The sequence below is a fragment of the Cryobacterium sp. Hb1 genome (assembly GCF_004403585.1).
Taxonomy (GTDB): domain Bacteria; phylum Actinomycetota; class Actinomycetes; order Actinomycetales; family Microbacteriaceae; genus Cryobacterium; species Cryobacterium lyxosi.
In genome coordinates, this window is record NZ_SOHI01000016.1 from 58,819 (window position 1) to 75,832 (window position 17,014).

A 17,014-nucleotide genomic window follows, 5' to 3' on the forward strand; every position below is an offset into this window, starting at 1 on the left:
ACTCGAAGTGTGACTTCGCGCGTATTGATCAAGAACCTGTCCGCTCTCGACGACGGCCCCGTATCGGTGTCCGGCTGGGTCGATACCGTTCGAGACCAGAAAAAGGTGCAATTCGTCGTTCTGCGCGACGAATCCGGCGCCGTGCAGCTGGTCAACCCTCGCACGACGGATGCCGATGGCGTCGTCGTCGCCGACGAGCCAGCCACCAGCATCTCGGGCCTCGCCCAGGGCACCTTCGTCACCGTGACGGGCCAGCTCAAGCACGACGAACGGGTCAAGCTCGGCGGCATCGAGATCAAGCTCACCACCCTGACAGTGGTGTCGGCCGCCATTCCGGAGACGCCGATCGCGGCCGACTCAAGCCTCGACAAGCGCATGGACTGGCGCTTTCTCGACCTGCGCAACCCCAGGCAGAACCTCATCTTCCGCATCCAGACCACGTTCGAGCACGCGCTGCGCACGTACTGGATCGAACACGACTTCATCGAACTGCACACCCCCAAGCTCATGGCGAGTGCGAGTGAGTCGCGCGCCGAATTGTTCGAGGTTGGCTATTTCGATACCAAGGCCTACCTTGCGCAGAGCCCGCAGTTCTTCAAGCAGATGGCCCAGTCCGCTGGCTTCGGCAAAATCTTCGAGGTGGGCCCGGCGTTCCGAGCCGATCCCTCGTTCACGAGCCGGCACGCCACCGAGTTCACGAGCGTCGACAGTGAGATCAGCTGGATCGACAGCCACGACGACGTCATGGCGCTGCACGAAGACCTCATGGTCGCCGGGTTCACCGCCGTACAGAAAAAGCACGGAGACGAGGTCAAGGCCCTGTTCGACGTTGAAGTGACCGTTCCGAGCACTCCGTTCCCGCGCATTCCCCTGGCCGAGGCCAAGGAGATCGTCAAGAGCCGCGGCTATGAGGTTCCCCGCGACGACGACGACATGGACCCGGAGGGCGAACGCCAGATCGCCGCCTACGTGGCCGAGAAATATGGGCACGAATTCGTGTTCCTCACCGACTATGCCTCGAGCATCCGCCCGTTTTATCACATGCGTCACGACGGCGATGCGGCGATCACCAAGAGCTATGACCTCATCTTCAACGGCACCGAGATCTCCACCGGCGCCCAGCGCGAGCACCGCATCGAGGTGCTCGAAGCTCAGGCCATCGAGAAGGGCCTCGATCCGAAGGAAATCGAGGGCTACCTCGACTTCTTCCGCTACGGAGTTCCTTCGCACGGCGGTTTCGGCATGGGCCTCGCCCGGGTCTTGATGCTCATGCTGCACCAGGCGTCGATTCGCGAGGTTACCTACCTGTTCCGCGGCCCGACCCGCCTGGAGCCGTAGCTTCGGCTTCTCGTTCGGGCCGCGGGGTGCGTAAAGCCGGTAAAATCTGCGACAGGCCGGCGGCAGCATCCGTTTGGCCCGGCGAGTCGCAAACGAACCGGTATGAGCTACGCCCGGGAATGCGGGCGACCGGGAAATACCGCTGGCGCCGGGTTAGACCGCAAGGTCGACGGCCAGGCGATCGGCGACGACGGTGCGGATGAATGCGCCGACCTTCTTGTGCTCCGGGTGCGTCTGATAGCGGTCGAGGGCCTCGAGATCGTCGAAGTCGGCGATGAGGGCGACGTCCCAGTTTTCGTTGCCGGCAACATCCGGCCCGACCGTCAGGGCACGAATCTCGGGAACGACGCCTACTAGGGCCTCGAGGCCGGCCACGATGCCCGCGGCATCCTCGGCCTTCTTGCGCGGGGTCAGCGCGTTGAGCTTCCAGCAGACGATGTGACGAATGGTCATGAGACCTCCAATAGGGCGGTACGCAGGCGCACGGGATCGATGCGCCAATAATTGTGCACTTTGCCGTTAATGAGGAGCACCGGGATGTCCTCCAGGTAGCGCTCGTGCAGCTCGGCGTCGTCAAGGATGGAACGTTCCTCGAACGTGATCTCTGGGGCCGACAGGTCGTCGGCGAGCTTGGCCACGACGCTGCCGACGAGGTCACGTGCGTCGTCGCAAAGGTGACAACCAGGCTTGCCGATCAGGATCAGGTGTGCGGTGGGCATGGTTCCAGCCTACGGCGACTTCGTGCCGGGGCGCACGGGCACGACACACCGAGCGGTAGACAGCAAAAAGCGCCAGTCCCGAAGGGCTAGCGCTTTGCTCAACGAGCAGCTAGATAACTACGCAGTCGATCTACTTCTTATTGCGACGCTGGTGGCGAGTCTTGCGAAGCAGCTTACGGTGCTTCTTCTTCGCCATACGCTTGCGTCGCTTCTTTATTACAGAACCCACACGGACCTCACAAGTATTGGTTTAGTCGCGGGGCCCGCGACTGACACGAAAACACCATTCTACCGGACAAAACCGGCTCCAACTACTCAGCTGCCGGATCGGGCTTCGCTCAGCCGTTTCTGCGCCACTTTTTCGCCGTGGCATCTTTGACGACGTGCGACATTTGCGAGGCATCGGCGAAGGCCTTGCCAATAGCCGAGGCGAATGCACGCTGCTCATCTTTCAGGCCGGCATCGGCCTCCAGATCCACGTCCTTGACGGCCTGGTCGAAGTCGACACTCAGGAAGGGAATCAACCAATCCTCAATCTCTTCGAGCGGCGAGTACTCCAGCCGGTAGAAGCGGTGCTGCCCCTCTTCGCGAACGGTGACCAAACCGGCCTCGCGCAACACCTTGAGGTGCTTGGAGACGGTGGGCTGACTCAGCCCGAGGTGCCCGACGATGTCGGACACGCTCAGCTCGCCACGCACGTCCCGGGACGGACCGCGAATTTCACCGGAGGGAACTGCGCGTTCCAAGAGGATGCGCAAGATGTCTCGTCGCGCCGAGTCCGCCACCACGGTGAAGATGTCTGCCATAACCTCAGGGTAGTCATTACTACTGGGTAATAACCAACGCCGGGTAGTACAGTTTCAAACTGGTAATAGTCGCAGGCTTATCGGGGGTTCCAGGTGTCGTTGAGAACCGGAACTGAACCGTTCTTTCCGCGCCCGCTCGCCCTTGTGAGGCGGATGCGCGACGAAGTGGACTCGCTCGCTCACAAGTCACCCTCGCGGTTCGCCATTCTGGTGTTTTCCGCGCTCATCATGGTGTTCACCGTGTTGTTCTCGCTACCGATCGCCGCAGCGGATCGCACGATCACCCCACTGCACGATGCCGTCTTCACGGCAGTATCGGTCATCTGCGTGACCGGATTGACCACGGTCGACATGGCCACCCACTGGTCAGCGTTCGGCAATATTCTGGTGTTCGTCGGTGTCAATATCGGCGGCATCGGCGTATTGACGCTCGCGTCACTGATGGGACTGGTCATCTCACGCAGACTCGGCCTGCGCGCAAAACTGATGGCGGCGAGCGATTCCAACCCCTCCCGCATTCACGCCGGGCCGGTCAACGAAGGCCAGACCGTGCGCCTCGGCGAGGTCGGCAGCCTGCTGCTCACCGTGGCAATCAGCGCGTTCGTCATCGAGGTCGGCGTGGCAGCGCTGCTCTTTCCCCGCATACTGCAGGCCGGTGCGCCCCTGGGCGAAGCGGTCTGGCACAGCTTCTACTATGCTGCGATGGCCTTCACCAACACCGGTTTCAACCCGAACCCCGGCGGCCTCAGCCCGTTCGTCGATGACTACTGGTTTCTCGGCGCGCTCATGATCGCTGTTTTTCTGGGCAGCCTGGGGTTTCCGGTGATCTATGCGTTCGCGCGCGGCTGGCGCAAGCCGCGCCGTTGGTCCGTACACGTCAAGCTGACACTCGTCACGACAATCGCCCTGATGATCCTCGGAATGATCTTCTACATCATTCTCGAGTTCGATAACCCCAAGACTTTCGGGTCGCTCAATGCCGGCGACACCATTTTTCAATCGTTGTTCATGTCGGTGATGACGCGCTCGGGCGGCTTCGCGACCATTGAGGTGAGCGACCTGAACGGGTCCAGCTTGCTCCTGACTGACATGCTCATGTTCATTGGCGGCGGGTCGGCGTCGACCGCCGGCGGCATCAAGGTCACGACCCTGGCCATCCTCTTTCTGGCCGCCTTTGCCGAAGCACGCGGCAAGCAGGAAATGGAAGCGTTCGGCCGCCGTATTCCAAGCGACATCCTGCGCCTGTCGGTCAGCGTCGTGCTGTGGGGCGCGACCACCGTCGCGGTGGCGAGTATCCTCATTCTGCACATCTCGAAACAACCGTTCGACGTCGTCCTCTTCGACGTGATCAGCGCTTTCGCTACCTGCGGCCTGTCGACCGGGCTTACCGCTGATCTGCCGCCGGAGGGCGTCTACGTCATGGCGGCAACGATGTTCATGGGCCGGGTTGGTACAGTGACTCTCGCGGCGGCTCTGGCCGCGAGCCACAGCAGGCAACTGTTCAAACGCCCGGAAGAGAGACCCATCGTTGGTTGATCGCATCAAACACGACGCCCCTGTGCTCATCGTCGGGCTCGGACGGTTTGGCGCGGCCACGGCCGGCCAGCTCGACCGACTCGGCCGCGAGGTGCTCGTCGTCGACACGAGCGAGGCGCTCGTATCGAAGTGGTCAGAGCGGGTCACGCATGCCGTTCAAGCGGATGGCCGCTCGCTCGAGGCCCTGCAACAAATCGGCGCCCAGGACTTCTCGATCGCCGTCTGCGCGGTCGGATCGTCGGTGGAAGCCAGCGTGCTGATCGTCGCCAATCTGGTGGACCTGAAGATTCAACAGATCTGGGCCAAGGCCATCTCGAAATCACACGGCAAGATTCTCGAACGCATCGGCGCCAACCACGTCATCTACCCCGAGGCCGAAGCCGGCGAGCGCGTCGCCCACCTGGTGTCGGGTCGCATGCTCGACTTCATCGAATTCGACGATGATTTCGCCCTCGTGAAGATGTACCCGCCGAAGCCCATTCGTGGCCTCGCGCTCGTCGATTCCGGCGTACGTCGCAAGTACAACGTGACCGTCGTCGGCGTCAAGAGTCCGGGAAAGCCGTTCACCTATGCGACCCCGGATACCGTGGTGTCCAACCATGACCTCATCATCGTGTCGGGCGCTGAGGCTGATATTGAACGGTTTGCCGCTCTCGGTTCATAGTTCTCCCCCTATTCGGGGGAGTCGACCGGCTATTCTGCTAGTACGGACACTTCTCGCCGCGGCTCACCTGAGCCTGCACGCCGGCTCGTGTGCGTGGATGGAAAGGCTCTTCTATGTCACCCAACGTACCCGCTCTCGCCAACACCCCGGCCGACATCGTCGCCACGGTTCAGACTGACACGACGGGCGAGGTAACCATTGACGGGTCCCCGCACCGCGTCACCAGTGCCGATGAGGCCGGCGTTCGCGAGGAGATCATCGGCATCGTGGTCGAGACCGCTCGCCGTCGCGGGCAATCGGTTCTCTTGCAGGTCAGCGACGAGCAGGGCGATTGGCCGTTGACTGTGCACCCCAACGGGCGGGTCGAATCGGCCGGGCCGGTTGTCGTAGCCGACCGACCAAAACCAGCGAGCACCGCGCCCGTTCCAGTCGTGATCCCCCTCGAGGGGCCGATACCGTTTGCCACGCTGATGCAACCAACCGTTGCGGCGCCGCCTACCGCCCTGTTCGAATCTCTGGTGACACCGGCAGCGGATTCCGCGTCCGCTGTGCCGAATCTGGCCGATTTTCTCAGTTCGCGGCCACCGTCCCCCGCCGGACCGGCCGCGCTGGGCTGGCAGGGCGCCCTGCGCCGTCTCAGCGGCGGGTTCGTCTCGCCCACGCCGAGTCCCGCCGAACAACGGCACCGCACCGCCATCGCGGCCGTGCAGCGCAGCCTGAACGGCCCGCGCACGATCGTGGTTCTCAACCCTAAAGGAGGAGCGCACAAGACGACGGCGACGCTGCTCATCGCGGCCACGTTCGGCATCTACCGCGGCGGCTACACCTTGGCCTGGGACAACAACGAGACCATGGGCACGCTGGGCGTGCGGGCCCAGGCCGCCCGGCATACCAACACGGCGGTCGACCTGCTGCGCGACCTCGACCGGTTCGGCGATGCCCGCTCCCGGGTGGGTGACCTCGACAACTACGTGCGATCCCAGGGTGATGCCCAGTTCGACGCCCTTGCCTCCGACCTCGATCCGGCGGGCGCCGCGAGCATCGACGACGACGCTTTTCGCAAACTTCACGCGACCCTGAGTCGCTTCTACCGGGTGCTTGTCATCGACACTGGTAACAATATGCGCGCCAGCAACTGGGAAGCCGCGGTCGATACCGCCGACCAGCTCGTGATCGTGTCGACCATTCGCGAAGATACCGGCTACGGTGCGGCCTCGCTGATCGACGGCCTGCGGCAGAAGGGTCATGCCGACAAAGTCGCCAAGGCGGTCACCGTGCTCGCGTCGCCGTCAAAAACCGCCGATGAGCAGTTGTCCAAGCGCCTGCACGACCACTTTCGGCAGCTCACCCGCACGGTCGTCGACGTTCCCTACGATGCCTCGCTGGTCGGTGGCGGACCGCTCAAAATCGACGCACTGGCACCGCGCACCCGCGCGGCTTGGGTGGAGGCGACGGCGGCCATCGCCGAAGGGCTGTAGGCCTGCCTAGGAGGCGGCGAGCTCTGTCGCGCGCGCGAGGGCGGCATCCGTTGCGGTGTCGAAGAGTTCCTTCAGGCCACCCTTTTCGAGCTCCTGGACGGCTCGCTCGGTCGTACCGGCCGGGCTGGTCACCTGGCGTCGCAACTCGCTCGGTGACTTGTCGGACACAGCGAGCAGCGCGCTCGAGCCGAGGAAGGTGCCATTGACCATGATCGCGGCCTCTTCGGGGGTGAAGCCCTTGCTGATGGCCGTTTCGGTGAGCTGTTCGATGAGGTAGAACACGTAGGCCGGGCCGGAGCCGGAGATGGTGCTGAGGGCGTCGAGCTTGTTCTCGGGCACGACCAGCACGTCGCCGACGGTTGCGAACAGGGCTCGGGTGAGTTCGAGGTCAGCGTCGCTGGATCGGGTGCCGGCACTGATGCCGGTGACGGCCATGCCGACGATGGCGGGGGTGTTGGGCATGGTGCGGATGACATGCACGGCGCTCGGCAGGAGCGCTTCGAAGGTCTCGATGGTCACGCCGGCCGCGACGCTGAGCACGAGCGTGCCGGGATCCAGGGAGTCGCCGATCTCGGCCAGCAGGTCGGCGACCATGTAGGGCTTGACGGCGACGATAACGATCTGGGCACCGTCGATGGCCTTGAGGTTGGCGTCGGCGTCGATCTCGGTCGCGTAGGCGGTGACGCCTTCGGTGTCGGCGAGTTCAGCGGCCTTTTCTGCGGTGCGGTTGGTGACCCGAATGCCACCCTCAACGGTCACGCCGGGCTTCTGCAGGCCGGCCAGAATGGCGCGGGCCATGGATCCCGCGCCGAGGAAAGCGATCGTGGGCAGAGTCACATTCGAGGGAGAAGTCATTCGAATAGTCTACTTTTTCCGCACTCGGGGTGCCCAAAACTGTCGCCCCGGGCGCAGCCTGCACCGGGGCGCCGTGCAGTTCTAGGATGATTTCATGAGCGCATCCGGCGGAAATAAGGCAATCGTGGCAGCATTTGCGGCCAATCTGGGCATCGCCGTCACCAAGTTCGTGGCGTGGGGCCTATCGGGGTCGTCTTCGATGCTCGCCGAGGGCGTGCACTCGGTAGCGGATGCCGGCAACCAGCTCCTCCTGCTGCTGGGCGGTCGCAAGGCAAAGAAGCGGGCCGACCTGGAGCATCCGTTTGGCTATGGGCGCGAACGCTACGTCTACGCCTTCGTGGTGTCGATCATTCTGTTCTCGATCGGCGGGGTGTTCTCACTCTATGAAGGCTTCGACAAGCTGCAGCACCCGCATCCGCTGGAGAATGCCTGGGTGCCGATTCTGGTGCTCGCCATCGCGATGGTGCTGGAAGGCTTCTCGCTGCGCACCGCGATCAAAGAGTCGAACCATGTGCGAGGAAATGAGACCTGGGTGCAGTTCATTCGCCACGCCAAGGCGCCCGAGCTACCCGTCGTGCTGCTCGAAGACGTCGCGGCCCTCACCGGCCTTACCTTTGCTTTCGTGGGCGTCGGCCTGACCATCATCACGGATGAGCCGCTCTGGGATGCCGTCGGTACGCTCGCCATTGGCGCACTGCTCGTTTTGGTCGCGATTATCCTCGGCATCGAAACCAAAAGCCTGCTCGTGGGTGAGGGCGCCAGCAGGAAAGACCTCGACGCGATCGAGGCCGCCATTCTGAATGGCCCACAGACCAAGCGCATCATCCACCTCAAGACCCTCTACCTCGGCCCGGATGAGATTCTGGTCGGCGCCAAGATCGCCTTCGACGGCGAGCACCGGTTTGCCGACATCGCCGCCGACATCGACGCCGTCGAAACTCGTATTCGCGCTGCGGTACCGCTCGCACGCACGATCTATCTCGAGCCGGATATCTTCTTCGATCCAAACCTGGCCAATCCGCCAACCGACACTTTTGTGATCAAGGGACTGGAGTAGGCCTCAACGGGCCGCCCGCCGGGCGGGATCGTCGAAAAACTCGCGGAGGATCTTGCCGCATTCCGCGTCGTTGACGCCGGTGAAGACTTCAACGCGATGGTTGAGTCGACGGTCGCGCAGCACGTCGTAAACCGATCCGACCGCGCCCGCCTTTGCATCCCAGGCGCCGAACACGACCGTGGGCACCCGTGCGGCGAGGATCGCACCAGCGCACATGACGCAGGGTTCGAGCGTAACGATGAGGGTGCAGTCGGTCAGGTGCCAGTCCCCGGTGTGCTCGGCCGCCTGCCGTATGGCGACGACTTCGGCGTGCAGGGTCGGGTCCTGATGCCGTTCCCGTTCGTTGCGGCCCCGGCCGATCACTGTGCCCGCGGCGTCGACGACGATGGCTCCAACAGGCACGTCATCCGAGACCAGGGCGGAGCGCGCCTCGGTCAGGGCGAGCAGCATCCACTCGGCGTGCTGATCTCGTGCGCTCATCTGTCACCTCAAACCGGGGGGATTGCCTCTAGTAGAATTGAGCCTATGCGAGTCCATGTTGCCGACCACCCGCTCATCACGCACAAGCTCACCGTGCTTCGCGATAAAGACACACCCTCACCGGTGTTCAGATCGCTCGTGGAAGAGCTCATGACGCTGCTCGCCTATGAGGGCACGCGCGGTGTGCGCGTAGAGGCGGTCACCGTGCAAACACCCGTGTCGGCGGCTCAGGGCGTGCGCATCAGCGACCCCAAGCCGCTGGTCGTGCCGATTCTGCGCGCCGGACTCGGGATGCTCGAGGGCATGGTCAAGTTACTGCCCACCGCCGAGGTCGGTTTTCTCGGCATGGCCCGCAACGAAGAAACGCTGCAGCCCACAACCTACGCCGAGCGGCTGCCCGATGACCTCTCGGATCGGCAATGTTTTGTGCTCGACCCGATGCTCGCCACCGGCGGGTCGCTCATCGCCGCTATCAATTTTCTGTTCGACCGCGGCGCTGTCGACGTGACCGCGATCTGCATTCTGGCCGCACCGGAAGGCCTCGACGCCGTAGAGCAAGCCCTAGCGGGCCGCGAAGTCACGATCGTACTGGGCGCCGTGGACGAAAAACTTGACGAACAGGGTTACATCGTGCCCGGTCTCGGCGACGCCGGCGACCGCCTCTATGGCGTGGTCTGACGACCTGATCAACGAAACCCGGCCGACGTATGCAGGTCCTGCGACCAGCGACACGCCAGGCCGGGTTTACATCAATAATCTTCGATTTCTTGACATTTCGTCTGGGAAAATTTCACAGTGATGTGATGGTGCAACGAATCGCCTAAATGGACGCGGCCTCGCGAACGTGGTGCGCGTCATGCTAAGACTTACCGCGACGTTGAATTGACACACGGCGTCACAATCCGCTTTACTCGCAGTTATGACAACAAGCGCACGCCCCCTGACCTCCCTCGAGGCCCCCGGGACTGCCGCCATGATGATGGCCGGCATCCCCGCCATGCGCTGTTGCCGAATGTGCCGCTAGCCGAGACTTCCCTCCGCGTCCTTCGCCTGACTGAATTCTGAATCGTCAGGCCGACGCCTCGAGTGCTTTGTACGGCACTCGCCCTCCGGCCTCACGGGCCAACTGGAGCTTTCACAGACGGAGTTCGCGTTTTCGCGCTTCGTCGGGCTCCCTTCGATCGAACAGTCAAGGACCCCTCATGTCTCTCGCACACATCCACGCCAATCGCCCCACACCCTTCAACCGCCCCGACCTGACGCTGGCGCCGACCGTCGCCGCCCCACGTATTCGCGCCGTGCCGACCGGTACCGAGGCTCGCGGCTTCGTGCTCTACGTCGGTATCGATGAGGCCAAAGCGGCCGCAGCCGGCACGAGCTTGAACCGCATTGTTGAGGCGCTGAAGGCCCTCGCCGCCGACATCGCTCCGTCCGCCGAGACGTACGCCGCCGTTGCTCTGGCTCCCGAGGGCGCTGGCGGACGGGACGTCGACGTCGTGCGCCTGGCCCTCCAAGACCCCGCCGCTCTGGCCCAGCACCGTGCCGAGCCGCAGGAACAAGACCGTGCCCGCAGCGGCGTGGTCGTCGACATCTCCCGGAAGCGCGTCATTCTGGACAACGAGACCGCGGCACTGACCTACAAAGAGTTCGAGCTGTTGCAGTACCTTGTACTGCGCGAGGGCCGCACGGTCGATCGTGCCGAGATCATTGCCTCACTGTGGAACTCCGCTGACGAGGACGATATCCCGAACGAGCGCACCATTGACGTGCACGTACGCCGCCTGCGCTCCAAGCTCGGCCGCTACGAAGACATCGTGCGTACAGTGCGTGGTGTGGGCTACCGCTTCGACCGCCATGCGGACGTTGTCATTCGCCAGTCGAGCACACCGAGTCCCGACCTGTTCTAGACGCCCCGCACGGCGCCTGCTAGCAGGACTGAGGGCCAGTCGCAGAGGCTACGACTGACCCTCTTCCCTTGCACCAAGAGTGTCCTGCAATCACATTTCACGTCGTCCGCCACAGCAAACGGTTGACGCGCTTAAAACATATAACGAATAGGTAACGGGCGCCACCTCTCATCGAGAGAATCCCCTGCTAGTTTCATGCCAGGCACCTGACAATCTCCGATCGAACTCACGCCGCCATCACCGTCGTCACCGTTGTCGGCAGTTCCCGCCGACCGTGTCGAGTCTCTATTCTTGAAGAACGGCGTGGTGAACGAAACGAGGAGCCGCAGGTGGTGGATCGAATGATTGCGGTGGGTGCATGGGAGTCCCTTTTTCGGGCTCAGGTCGCCATTATGCGTAGCCTGGCGGCGGATTTCCCTTCAAAAGACATTTCGCTCAACGAATACGACGTGATGTTCAACCTGTCTCGGCAGCCGGCCCGGCGCATCCGCTTGCGTGAACTCAACCAGCACGTACTGCTCACCCAACCAAGCGTAAGCCGCCTCGTCGACCGACTGGTTTCTCGTGGATACCTGCTCAAGCACTCCGACCCAACCGACGGGCGCGGCGCCATCATCGAACTGACGGATTCGGGCCTCGCGCTATTTCGGCGGGTCGCCGTTGACCACATGGACTCTATTACCCAGCGCATCGGCGAGACGCTCAATGAAAGCGAACTGCAACAGTTGACGATGCTCTGCGACAAGTTGCGCATCGATTGCCCAGTCGACGATGCGGCGCACCAAGGTTAGTCGGGAAACAGGGCGATGGAACGAGGGCCCTACCCCTCGTCCCACCGAGGCAATCCCTCGCAGGAATGCCTTCCTCACCGGGCGCCCGAACATTGCCCGGTGAGAAACTTGGACGCAAGCACATACCGATCTCCGCGAATAAACCGAACGCAGATCACCTGAGGAATGCTCACGCTGCACGATGGTACCCCAGCTCGGGGGTCGAAACCCTAATCCTGCGCAAGCACTCAGCATCTCGTCTACTCTGTAGCCATGACTTCCCTCTCCGGTTCATCCGTTCTCGTCGTCGGCGCTACCGGTGGCTTGGGCCGCGAAATTGTTCAGCTTCTGAGCCAAGAAGGCGCCTTGCTTACGCTGCACGGGCGTAGCGCAGAGCGCCTCGCCGAACTCGGCAACGTTGGGGCGACGGTCGCTGGCGACCTGAGCGATTCGGACACGGCCGCACAGCTCGTGTCCGCCGCCCTCGCCGCACATGGCCGCCTCGACGGAATCATCAACGCCGCCGGAGTCGTCGCGTTCGGCCCCATGGCGGATGTCGCTGACGAAACCATCGATACCCTGATGGCGGTGAACGCGACGGCACCGATGCGCCTGCTCCGGGCAGCGTTCCCCGCTCTGACTGAATCGTCCGGCGGGCATCGTGATCCGTTCTTTGTCACGCTCAGTGGAATTGTGAGCGAGCGCCCGACCGCGAACATGGCGGCGTACTCGGCCTCGAAGGCAGCCCTCGCGGCATTCGCGCAAGCGGCGGGCCGGGAAATGCGGAGGGACGGCATCCGCTTTCTTGATGCACGACCCGGCCACACCGAGACGGGGCTGGCCACCAGGCCAATCCAGGGTTCAGCACCGCCGCTGCCTGCCGGTTACCGGCCAGCGGATGTCGCCCGACGCATCGTCGATGCGATCATCTCGGGCGAGCGTGACCTGCCGAGCACCGCCTTCGCCGGATAGGCCCTACCAGTTCGTGCGCGTGCGTTCCTGAGCCACCACCTCGTCGCGGTCCACAAGACGCCGCAGACCGGCGAGCGGCTGGGCCATGCGGTGATTACCGCGAATGCGCGGCTCCACTCGATCCAGGAATGCCCAATATCCGGCCGTGAACGGGCAAGCCTCCGGCCCCAGCCGAATTTTCGGATTGAACCGACAGCCCCCGCAGAAATCGGTCATCTTCGAGATGTACGCGCCACCGGCGGCGTAGGGCTTCGTCGCGACAATGCCGCCGTCGGCGTGCTGCGACATGCCGACAACATTGGCCGGCATGACCCACGGTGCTCCGTCGACGAAGGCATTGATAAACCAATCCGACAATGCTGAGGGTTCGTAGCCTCGCTGCAACGACCAGTTGCCCAGAATCATGAGGCGCTGAATATGATGCGCATACCCGGTGCGGGAAACCTCATCGAGCACGTGGCTCAAGCACCGCGCTTCGACGGCGTCACCATTCAATTCCAGAAACGCCGGCGGAAGCGGCTCGTGCGCTCCAAGAAAGTTGCTCTCCGCGACGTAGTTCTCGCCGAGGTGCCAGTACAGGTGCCAGACCCAGTCCCGCCAGCCCATGATCTGGCGCACCACGGCCTCGGTGCTCGGCAGCGGAACCTGGTCGGAGTGATACGCCGTGACGACCGCGTCGATCACTTCCTGCGGATGCAGGAGGCCCAGGTTGAGCGGGACGCTCAACCGCGAGTGGGCCATCGTGCTATCCCCGATCAGCGAGGCATCCTCGTAGGGCCCGAAGTCCGACAGCCGCGTTTCGATGAAATCATCCAACGCCGCGAGCGCTTCCTTGCGGGTCGCCGCAAACCGGCGCGGGCTATCTGCTCCGATCAGGTGCACTCGGCCCTCGGCGACAAGGCGGTCAAGGTCTCGGCGCACCTCCTCGTCGATATCGTCTTCGACGGGAGCCCACGGGTCGGGCAGGCCGAGATTGGCCGCACGCTTCGGGGGCGGCTGTCGATTGTCGTGATCGAAGTTGAAGCGTCCACCCTCGGGCTCAGGGCCACGCATGAGTATGCCGGTGGTTGTACGCACGTGTTGGTAGAACTTTTCCATCACGAGCCGGGATGCGGGCCGGCCGTCGGCCCAGCCTGCGAAGTCCTGCTCGCTCGTCACGAAGCCTCGACTCGGCAGAACGGATGCCCCCAGCTCGGCGACCAACGCGCGTGCACCCCACGAGGTGGGGTTGATGACCTCGAGGTCACGACCAGCAAGCACGTCGCGATAGTGCTCCGCTCGCAGAAATTCGACGCGATCGCCCAGCTCCCGCGCGCGGTGGCGGAGTGCGCTGAGTATGAGGTGGGCTTTGGCTCGGTGGTACGTGCGTCGCCCCAGCACGGCCGTCGCCTCGACCAGCACAATCGACCCACCGTCGTCGAAGTGCGGGCCGAGCTGGTCGGCAAACAGAAAGCGCGGCAGGGACATGCTGCCGATTCTATCCCCGCCGCTAAAAGACACAAAAAACCCCGCCCGACACATGTCGAACGGGGCCCAGATGTGCGCCCGAAGGGATTCGAACCCCCAACCTTCTGATCCGTAGTCAGATGCTCTATCCGTTGAGCTACGAGCGCATGTGAATCTTCCGAGCTATTACGCCCGGAGACAACTTGAAAACTATACCAGCTATCGGGAGCGCTCCGTGCCGCTCCGGGGTACACCGCGCCCAGTTCCGCAGAAAGCAACCCCTTTTCTCGTTTTTCAGCCGGTGCTTTACTGACCAGATGCAACGTGAATCCTTTGACTACTCCGGCCTGCGCGCCGTGTTCATTAATTGCACCCTTAAACGCAGCCCCGAGGTCAGCAACAGCCAGGGCATCGTCGACCTCAGTGCCCGCATCATGCGGGAGCAGGGTGTGCACGTAGACCTGGTTCGGGCCGTCGACCATGACATCGCCACCGGCGTTTACCCCGACATGACCGAACACGGCTGGAAAAAGGATGACTGGCCGTCACTGTTTTCCACGGTGCAGGCCGCCGATATCCTAGTGCTTGCCGGGCCCATCTGGCTCGGCGACAACGGCTCGGTAACCAAACGCATCGTGGAACGGCTCTATGCCCACTCTGGCGAATTCAACGACGAGGGCCAGTATGTTTTCTACGGCAAGGTTGGCGGCGCCATCATCACCGGCAACGAAGACGGCGTGAAACACTGCGCGGCGAACCTGCTGTACAGCCTGCAGCACATCGGTTACTCCATTCCGCCCGCTGCCGATGCCGGCTGGATCGGCGAGATCGGCCCCGGCCCGAGCTACCTCGACGAAGGATCCGGTGGACCTCAAAATGAATTCACCAACCGCAATGTGACCTTCATGAGCTGGAACCTCATGCACCTCGCCTCGATCCTGAAAAAGAACGGTGGCATTCCAGCCTTCGGCAATCTTCGCCAGGACTGGGACCGCGGCGAACGCTTTGGGTTCGAACCGAACCCGGAATATCGGTAGCTACCAGCAGATCAGAGAGCCCGCGGTACACCAGACACTCTGAACAGATTGTTCGTCGTTTTACTCGTATGCCAAACGCCCTGACGTGCTTGTCACCGGTGGTGCGGGCAATGGTGACGGCCCCCTAGCCTTTAGCATGGAGTATGGCCTTCGTTCGCTCCCGCCGTTCAGCGGGCAGGGGCAGCTACCTCGCGATCGCCATGTTCGTCCTGGTGTACCTCGTCGGCGCCGTGTACTGGCCCAGGCCGCTCTGGGTGGTCGGGCTCTACCTGGTCACGGGTCTCACCTGTTTCACGCTCTACGCGATCGACAAGTGGCGGGCGAAGTGTGGCGGGTGGCGCATATCGGAACGCACCCTGCTGTTCTGGGGCGTCATCGGCGGCTGGCCGGGCGCGATTGTGGCGCAGCAGGTACTGCGCCACAAGACCCAGAAAAAGAGCTTTCGAAAAGCATTCTGGGCTACGGTCATCGTCAACGTCGTGCTCTTCGCCCTGCTGAGTACTCCGGCATTTGACCGGCTGACAGCGCAGGCGATCACCGACTTCAGCGTTCTCTAATACTCATTGAATTCAGGGCTGGTCGCCGCGTCGTGTTTGGCCTGCAAAATAGCGAGGTTGATCAGAACGAAGGCTTCCAGACGTTCGCTCCGGTGTTCGGCATAGTCGGGCGCGCGCGGGTCGACGGCCAATTCGATGAGTTTGGACGACACCGCCGAGCTGACCTCTTCGCTCGCTGATCGTTGTGCGCTCGCCACTATCCGGGCCACCTGGTTAGTGTCGGCGGCCACGGCGTCGAGGGCGAGCGTCAACCGCTCGTGCACGCGAACCCTGAGGGCGAACTGCTTGAGATCGTGGCGTTGGTCGTCGGTGAAACTCGGCCGCCACTTCATCGCTGCGAGATCTCGCCCCATTCGGCTCACCCGTCGGGCATACTCTTCGTTCTGCCGAGCCAGCCGATGCACTTCGCTGCGGGCGTTGTCGGCGTATCGCGCAATGTCGTAGTCGAAGTGTTCCCGCAGCGCTCCGACGATGATGTCGTTTTTCACGGCCATCCGCACGGCTGACAACGCGATGAGCAGGCCTTCATCGACCGTGCGCTCGAGGTCGGGCAGCTCAGCGTTCACATCGGGTTCACTGACGTGCGCGTGAGCGTCAGCACGACGCCGGGACCGGTTCCAAATGATTGCGCCACCACTTCCTCGTGCAGGTGAACTCCATTTTATCGGTGAATGCGTTTACTACGGCGCTTGCTATTGCGCGCGCAGCAGTGCGAGGAACTCATCGGCCATGCCGAGCTGGTCTTGAAGCCTCTGGCGTCGAGTAACGGTGTCGATGATGAAGGCATCCAGCTGGTGCCTGGACTCGAGGTTGTGGGCATCCGCTCCACCGCCTTGCCGCAGGTCGATGACCGTGAGCAGGGCCGTCATCTCGTCGAGGGTGAAGCCGAGGGGTTTCATGCGGCGAATGAGCATCAGCTGCGTGCAGTCGTCGGGCGAGTACAGCCGAAATCCACCGTCGGTGCGAGCGGATGCTTTCAGCAGGCCAACCTCGTCATAGTGGCGAATCGTGCGCAGCGACAGCCCGGTCTTCTCGGCGAGTTCGCCGATGTGCATCGTGACCACGGACCCGGTCGCACCTGGTGTCACCGGGAACCTTCTTTCTCTCAGTCACAATCAACCCTAACGTTAGGGTAGCATTGCAGGAGTCGGCTGATATTTTTCTGTAAGCCCACTCTCCCACCATTGTCCTCGATGACCGGTGGAGGTGCGCACCGCGGCGCCCACCCAACTCTTCTCTATCCATTTCGGCCGCACGGCCGGCCCAGCTTCTGGAGGCCTCATGGCCATCGTCCAAAAATCCACCGCGCCCAACCGTTACCGAGCGGAACCCTCCGTTCTCACCGCCCTGCGCACGCCCCGCCTGCTCACCCGCGAAGTTCTGGCCGGCCTC

Annotated in this window: 20 protein-coding genes and 1 tRNA gene; 11 read left to right on the forward strand and 10 right to left on the reverse strand. The window is 63.0% G+C overall.

Going from position 1 to position 17,014, the window contains the following annotated elements; genetic code table 11:
* Window positions 1-24 precede the first annotated feature (24 nt).
* Window positions 25-1,338, forward strand: coding sequence for an aspartate--tRNA(Asn) ligase (gene aspS / locus E3T38_RS05880; RefSeq protein WP_134547071.1), 1,314 nt, complete (start codon window positions 25-27; stop codon window positions 1,336-1,338).
* A 153-nt stretch (window positions 1,339-1,491) separates the two neighbouring features.
* On the opposite strand, the gene E3T38_RS05885 is transcribed toward aspS, so the two are convergent.
* The 4 genes from E3T38_RS05885 to E3T38_RS05900 form a co-directional block, all read right to left on the reverse strand.
* Window positions 1,492-1,791, reverse strand: coding sequence for a Dabb family protein (locus E3T38_RS05885; protein ID WP_134547026.1), 300 nt, complete (start codon window positions 1,789-1,791; stop codon window positions 1,492-1,494).
* On the reverse strand, window positions 1,788-2,057 hold the full coding sequence (locus tag E3T38_RS05890; protein ID WP_134547028.1) for a glutaredoxin family protein: 270 nt from the start codon (window positions 2,055-2,057) through the stop codon (window positions 1,788-1,790). The genes E3T38_RS05885 and E3T38_RS05890 overlap by 4 nt, the downstream gene beginning before the upstream one ends.
* A gap of 130 nt (window positions 2,058-2,187) precedes the next feature.
* Window positions 2,188-2,286, reverse strand: a complete 99-nt coding sequence (locus E3T38_RS05895) for a 30S ribosomal protein bS22 (RefSeq protein ID WP_003792170.1) — start codon at window positions 2,284-2,286, stop codon at window positions 2,188-2,190.
* A gap of 109 nt (window positions 2,287-2,395) precedes the next feature.
* The gene (locus E3T38_RS05900) at window positions 2,396-2,863 is read right to left on the reverse strand and encodes a helix-turn-helix transcriptional regulator (protein ID WP_104196902.1); all 468 of its coding nucleotides are present in this window, start codon (window positions 2,861-2,863) and stop codon (window positions 2,396-2,398) included.
* A 153-nt stretch (window positions 2,864-3,016) separates the two neighbouring features.
* Here E3T38_RS05900 and E3T38_RS05905 point away from each other — a divergent pair, with 153 nt between their 5' ends.
* From E3T38_RS05905 to E3T38_RS05915, 3 genes are all read left to right on the forward strand, one after another.
* A complete protein-coding gene (locus E3T38_RS05905; protein ID WP_134547073.1) occupies window positions 3,017-4,399 on the forward strand; it encodes a TrkH family potassium uptake protein in 1,383 nt (460 codons plus the stop codon).
* On the forward strand, window positions 4,392-5,063 hold the full coding sequence (locus E3T38_RS05910) for a TrkA family potassium uptake protein (RefSeq protein WP_134547030.1): 672 nt from the start codon (window positions 4,392-4,394) through the stop codon (window positions 5,061-5,063). The genes E3T38_RS05905 and E3T38_RS05910 overlap by 8 nt, the downstream gene beginning before the upstream one ends.
* A gap of 113 nt (window positions 5,064-5,176) precedes the next feature.
* On the forward strand, window positions 5,177-6,541 hold the full coding sequence (locus E3T38_RS05915) for a cobalamin biosynthesis protein CobQ (protein ID WP_134547032.1): 1,365 nt from the start codon (window positions 5,177-5,179) through the stop codon (window positions 6,539-6,541).
* Window positions 6,542-6,547: 6 nt separating this feature from the next.
* Here the strand turns inward: E3T38_RS05915 and proC are convergent, their stop codons facing one another.
* On the reverse strand, window positions 6,548-7,396 hold the full coding sequence (gene proC, locus E3T38_RS05920) for a pyrroline-5-carboxylate reductase (RefSeq protein ID WP_134547034.1): 849 nt from the start codon (window positions 7,394-7,396) through the stop codon (window positions 6,548-6,550).
* 94 nt (window positions 7,397-7,490) lie between these two features.
* Between proC and E3T38_RS05925 the strand changes: the two genes are divergently transcribed.
* Window positions 7,491-8,453: a cation diffusion facilitator family transporter gene (locus tag E3T38_RS05925; protein ID WP_134547036.1), complete on the forward strand. Its 963-nt coding sequence runs from the start codon at window positions 7,491-7,493 to the stop codon at window positions 8,451-8,453.
* Between the two features lie 3 nt (window positions 8,454-8,456).
* Here E3T38_RS05925 and tadA read toward each other — a convergent pair whose 3' ends face one another.
* Complete coding sequence (tadA, locus tag E3T38_RS05930) at window positions 8,457-8,933, reverse strand: tRNA adenosine(34) deaminase TadA (protein WP_134547038.1); 477 nt, start codon at window positions 8,931-8,933, stop codon at window positions 8,457-8,459.
* A 45-nt stretch (window positions 8,934-8,978) separates the two neighbouring features.
* Here tadA and upp point away from each other — a divergent pair, with 45 nt between their 5' ends.
* The 4 genes from upp (at window position 8,979) to E3T38_RS05950 (ending at window position 12,582) form a co-directional block, all read left to right on the forward strand.
* Entirely contained in the window at window positions 8,979-9,611 is a 633-nt protein-coding gene (gene upp / locus E3T38_RS05935; RefSeq protein WP_104126335.1) for a uracil phosphoribosyltransferase, read from the forward strand.
* 524 nt (window positions 9,612-10,135) lie between these two features.
* Window positions 10,136-10,840, forward strand: coding sequence for a winged helix-turn-helix domain-containing protein (locus E3T38_RS05940; RefSeq protein ID WP_134547040.1), 705 nt, complete (start codon window positions 10,136-10,138; stop codon window positions 10,838-10,840).
* 341 nt (window positions 10,841-11,181) lie between these two features.
* Window positions 11,182-11,631 (forward strand): MarR family winged helix-turn-helix transcriptional regulator, encoded by a 450-nt coding sequence (locus E3T38_RS05945; RefSeq protein ID WP_134547075.1) that lies wholly within the window; start codon window positions 11,182-11,184, stop codon window positions 11,629-11,631.
* Window positions 11,632-11,883: 252 nt separating this feature from the next.
* On the forward strand, window positions 11,884-12,582 hold the full coding sequence (locus tag E3T38_RS05950; protein WP_104126332.1) for an SDR family oxidoreductase: 699 nt from the start codon (window positions 11,884-11,886) through the stop codon (window positions 12,580-12,582).
* Window positions 12,583-12,585: 3 nt separating this feature from the next.
* Here E3T38_RS05950 and E3T38_RS05955 read toward each other — a convergent pair whose 3' ends face one another.
* Window positions 12,586-14,049 carry a cryptochrome/photolyase family protein gene (locus E3T38_RS05955; protein ID WP_166805445.1) on the reverse strand — a complete coding sequence of 488 codons (1,464 nt, stop codon included), beginning with the start codon at window positions 14,047-14,049 and terminating at the stop codon, window positions 12,586-12,588.
* Window positions 14,050-14,122: 73 nt separating this feature from the next.
* A tRNA-Arg gene (locus E3T38_RS05960) sits at window positions 14,123-14,195 on the reverse strand.
* 150 nt (window positions 14,196-14,345) lie between these two features.
* On the opposite strand from E3T38_RS05960, the gene E3T38_RS05965 reads away from it, so the two are divergent.
* Window positions 14,346-15,065 (forward strand): flavodoxin family protein, encoded by a 720-nt coding sequence (locus tag E3T38_RS05965; protein ID WP_134547044.1) that lies wholly within the window; start codon window positions 14,346-14,348, stop codon window positions 15,063-15,065.
* Between the two features lie 143 nt (window positions 15,066-15,208).
* Window positions 15,209-15,622, forward strand: a complete 414-nt coding sequence (locus E3T38_RS05970) for a DUF1294 domain-containing protein (RefSeq protein ID WP_134547046.1) — start codon at window positions 15,209-15,211, stop codon at window positions 15,620-15,622.
* On the opposite strand, the gene E3T38_RS05975 is transcribed toward E3T38_RS05970, so the two are convergent.
* Window positions 15,619-16,188, reverse strand: a complete 570-nt coding sequence (locus E3T38_RS05975) for a hypothetical protein (protein ID WP_134547048.1) — start codon at window positions 16,186-16,188, stop codon at window positions 15,619-15,621. The two genes, E3T38_RS05970 and E3T38_RS05975, sit on opposite strands and share 4 nt — an antisense overlap.
* A gap of 126 nt (window positions 16,189-16,314) precedes the next feature.
* The gene (locus tag E3T38_RS05980; RefSeq protein WP_134547077.1) at window positions 16,315-16,677 is read right to left on the reverse strand and encodes a MerR family transcriptional regulator; all 363 of its coding nucleotides are present in this window, start codon (window positions 16,675-16,677) and stop codon (window positions 16,315-16,317) included.
* Window positions 16,678-17,014 lie beyond the last annotated feature (337 nt).

Excerpts from the sequence above, each read along its gene's own strand:
- E3T38_RS05885 (WP_134547026.1), bottom strand. The coding sequence starts at position 1,791 with ATGACCATTCGTCACATCGTCTGCTGGAAGCTCAACGCGCTGACCCCG.
- E3T38_RS05890 (WP_134547028.1), bottom strand. The coding sequence starts at position 2,057 with ATGCCCACCGCACACCTGATCCTGATCGGCAAGCCTGGTTGTCACCTT.
- E3T38_RS05900 (WP_104196902.1), bottom strand. The coding sequence starts at position 2,863 with ATGGCAGACATCTTCACCGTGGTGGCGGACTCGGCGCGACGAGACATC.
- E3T38_RS05905 (WP_134547073.1), top strand. The coding sequence starts at position 3,017 with ATGCGCGACGAAGTGGACTCGCTCGCTCACAAGTCACCCTCGCGGTTC.
- E3T38_RS05915 (WP_134547032.1), top strand. The coding sequence starts at position 5,177 with ATGTCACCCAACGTACCCGCTCTCGCCAACACCCCGGCCGACATCGTC.
- proC (WP_134547034.1), bottom strand. The coding sequence starts at position 7,396 with ATGACTTCTCCCTCGAATGTGACTCTGCCCACGATCGCTTTCCTCGGC.
- E3T38_RS05925 (WP_134547036.1), top strand. The coding sequence starts at position 7,491 with ATGAGCGCATCCGGCGGAAATAAGGCAATCGTGGCAGCATTTGCGGCC.
- tadA (WP_134547038.1), bottom strand. The coding sequence starts at position 8,933 with ATGAGCGCACGAGATCAGCACGCCGAGTGGATGCTGCTCGCCCTGACC.
- upp (WP_104126335.1), top strand. The coding sequence starts at position 8,979 with ATGCGAGTCCATGTTGCCGACCACCCGCTCATCACGCACAAGCTCACC.
- E3T38_RS05940 (WP_134547040.1), top strand. The coding sequence starts at position 10,136 with ATGTCTCTCGCACACATCCACGCCAATCGCCCCACACCCTTCAACCGC.
- E3T38_RS05945 (WP_134547075.1), top strand. The coding sequence starts at position 11,182 with ATGATTGCGGTGGGTGCATGGGAGTCCCTTTTTCGGGCTCAGGTCGCC.
- E3T38_RS05950 (WP_104126332.1), top strand. The coding sequence starts at position 11,884 with ATGACTTCCCTCTCCGGTTCATCCGTTCTCGTCGTCGGCGCTACCGGT.
- E3T38_RS05955 (WP_166805445.1), bottom strand. The coding sequence starts at position 14,049 with ATGTCCCTGCCGCGCTTTCTGTTTGCCGACCAGCTCGGCCCGCACTTC.
- E3T38_RS05965 (WP_134547044.1), top strand. The coding sequence starts at position 14,346 with ATGCAACGTGAATCCTTTGACTACTCCGGCCTGCGCGCCGTGTTCATT.
- E3T38_RS05970 (WP_134547046.1), top strand. The coding sequence starts at position 15,209 with ATGGCCTTCGTTCGCTCCCGCCGTTCAGCGGGCAGGGGCAGCTACCTC.
- E3T38_RS05980 (WP_134547077.1), bottom strand. The coding sequence starts at position 16,677 with ATGCACATCGGCGAACTCGCCGAGAAGACCGGGCTGTCGCTGCGCACG.